The 2,860-nt window shown below is 62.0% G+C and carries 3 protein-coding genes; 2 read left to right on the forward strand and 1 reads right to left on the reverse strand.

What is annotated here, in order from left to right:
• Positions 1–44: 44 nt before the first annotated feature.
• A complete protein-coding gene (gene phoU / locus ACNPM8_RS09950) occupies positions 45–698 on the reverse strand; it encodes a phosphate signaling complex protein PhoU (RefSeq protein ID WP_133835063.1) in 654 nt (217 codons plus the stop codon).
• Between the two features lie 227 nt (positions 699–925).
• On the opposite strand from phoU, the gene ACNPM8_RS09955 reads away from it, so the two are divergent.
• Both ACNPM8_RS09955 and ACNPM8_RS09960 read left to right on the forward strand, forming a co-directional pair.
• Complete coding sequence (locus ACNPM8_RS09955; protein ID WP_426735528.1) at positions 926–2,140, forward strand: sensor histidine kinase; 1,215 nt, start codon at positions 926–928, stop codon at positions 2,138–2,140.
• Entirely contained in the window at positions 2,137–2,817 is a 681-nt protein-coding gene (locus tag ACNPM8_RS09960; protein ID WP_448939774.1) for a winged helix-turn-helix domain-containing protein, read from the forward strand. Before ACNPM8_RS09955 ends, ACNPM8_RS09960 begins: the two co-directional genes overlap by 4 nt.
• Positions 2,818–2,860: the final 43 nt, after the last annotated feature.

Below are 2,860 nucleotides of genomic sequence, written 5' to 3' on the forward strand. Positions count from 1 at the left end.
ATGGCCCCCCCCAAGGCGCAGCCTTATAGCTTAGGTCCGCGGACCTAGATCTCGGTGGGGTCCCATTCGCCGGTCACCAGATAGGTGACCTTGCGAGCTACGGACACACCATGATCGCCGAAGCGCTCAAGGTAGCGGCTGGTCAGCGATACGTCCACGGTGGTGGGTGCATTGGCATCCCAGTCGTCGGCCGCGACCAGGGTGAAGACGCTGGAGTGCAAGCGATCCAGCTGGTGGTTCAGCTCGATAATTTCGGTAGCGATCTGCAGATCGCGGGTGTCGAGCAAACGCGCAACGGCCTTGGCGATGTCAATATCGATCTTTGCCATCTGGGCAAAGGTGTCGGAAATCCTGGCTGGGATTGCCGGGTTGGGGAAGCGCAGGCGGGCCAGCTGCGCCAAGTGGCGTGCCAAGTCGCCCATGCGCTCCAGCGAAGCACTCATGCGCAGCGAACCGACGATCATGCGCAGATCGCTGGCTACCGGTCCCTGCAAAGCCAAAGTATCGATAGCGCGCTCATCGAGCTGGTTCTGCAGGAAGTCGATCTTCGCGTCCGCTGCGATGACTTCCTGGGCCAGGTCGACGTCGACGTTGGCTAGCGAATCCCAAGCTCGATCCATTGCGGTTGCGACCTGGTTGGCCATCTCAATGAGTTCTTCGCCAATTTGCTGCAGGTCTGCTTGAAATACCTTACGCACAGCAGTTCCTTTCGAGTGTCGGTATCCATGCCGGATGGTGGACTGCCGTGGCAGCCAACCGCCCCGAAACAGTTTTGTGGCATGGTGGAGGGTCTTGCTCCAGCTTGTCAGCGGGTGATTAACGAATATGCCACGAAAGGTGAACGTTTGGTGAACAGCGCGCCGAAATCGACTAAATCACGTCATTTAGGGCCGGTGCCACCCAAAGGTGAAGCTAGTCTAAAGATGTGAACGAAGTGATCTCGACTCTTATAGCCGGCGTCCTCGGCCTGGCTCTGGGGATCGTTGGCGTCATCGCCTTCCGGCTTTCCCAGAACCGCTCCTCGAAGCTGCCACAGGTCGACGAACCCGTGCTCCCCGAGGGAGCCGCCGCCGTCCTGTCGGTCATTGGACGCGCCTTCGTGATCCTTGATGACGTCGACGGGGTGGTCCGGGCCAACCCCGCTTCCTATGCCTACGGACTGGTGCGAGGACACACGCTCGTCCACAACGAACTGCTCTCGCTGGTGCGGCAGGTTCGCGCCGACGGCGTGATTGCCGAAAGCCAGTACGAGCTGCAACGCTCCACGCTGGGTGCCGGGCAGCTAATTGTCCATGTGCGCGTGGCACCGCTGGGCGACGAGTACATTCTCCTGCTGGCCGACGACCGTACCGAAATCACCCGTACCGAAGCGATGCGCAACGACTTCGTGGCCAACGTTTCCCACGAGCTGAAGACTCCGGTCGGCGCGATCGGCCTGCTGGCCGAGGCCATTACCGAGGCTGCCGATGACCCCAAGGCGGTACGCCGCTTCTCCACCCGGATGGACAAGGAATCGCGGCGCCTGGCCGCCCTGGTCCAGGACATTATCGAGCTCTCCCGCCTGCAGGCAACCGATGCCATCGTGCAGGGCCAGGAAGTGAATATCGACAGCGTCGTGGCCGAGGCAGTTGACCGCAGCCACCTGATTGCCGAGGAAAAGGGCATCGCCATTACCGTAGGCGGACATCTCGAGGAGCCGATCCTGGGCGATGCGGACCTGCTGATGACTGCGATCCGCAACCTGATCGATAATGCCATCCGCTACTCCCCGGAGAACACCACGGTAGGCGTGGGCATCCGGCAGCGTGATGGCTATGCGCAGATCTCGGTCACCGACCAGGGACCCGGGATTTCGGCCGAAGAGCAGGAACGCGTTTTCGAGCGCTTCTACCGCGTGGACTCCGCACGCTCGAGGCAGACCGGGGGCACCGGCCTGGGGCTGAGCATCGTCAAGCACGTGCTGGCCAACCACGGCGGCGAAGTGTCGCTGTGGTCGCAGCCCGGCCACGGATCCACATTTACCCTAAGACTTCCCCTAGCGGACGAAGAACCGGCGACCAGCAATGTGCTTGCCGGCCAGACGATGAAGGAACGAACGATCGAGACGAATGCGTCCGATCGTGAAGGAGGACGCCGATGACCCGCATATTGATCGTTGAGGACGAGGAATCGCTCTCTGACCCGCTGTCCTACCTGCTGGAACGCGAAGGTTTCGAAGTCCGGATCGCCGACGACGGCCTGAAGGCCGTGACCGAGTTCGAACGCCATGGCGCAGACCTGGTGCTGCTGGATCTGATGCTCCCGGGCCAGCCCGGAACCGAGGTGATCCGCCAGATCCGCCTGAACAGCCAGGTCCCGGTCATCATGCTCACCGCCAAGGACTCGGAGATCGACAAGGGCGTCGGCCTGGAGCTCGGCGCCGACGACTACGTCACCAAGCCGTACTCCTCCCGCGAATTGCTGGCCCGCATCCGTGCTGTGCTGCGCCGCCAGGGCGAAGGCGAAGAACTGATCAGCAATGTGGTCACCGCCGGTCCGGTGCGAATGGACGTGGAACGCCACGTGGTCTCGGTCGACAACACCGAGGTATCCATGCCGCTGAAGGAATTCGAGCTGCTGGAAATGCTGTTGCGCAACGCCGGTCGAGTGCTCACCCGAGGCCAGCTGATTGACCGCGTCTGGGGCAGCGACTACGTGGGGGACACCAAGACTTTGGATGTGCACGTCAAGCGCCTGCGCTCCAAGATCGAGGTCGACCCGGCGGTGCCCGAACGCCTGGTGACCGTGCGCGGGCTGGGCTACAAGTTCGTGGTCTAAAGCCAAAGAGCCCGGATACGGCAAGAGCCTCGGGCAGAATCTT

Source organism: Glutamicibacter sp. AGC46 (assembly GCF_053543715.1).

Bases quoted from the DNA above. Each gene is read 5' to 3' on its own strand.
- ACNPM8_RS09960 (WP_448939774.1), top strand. From the start codon at position 2,137: ATGACCCGCATATTGATCGTTGAGGACGAGGAATCGCTCTCTGACCCG.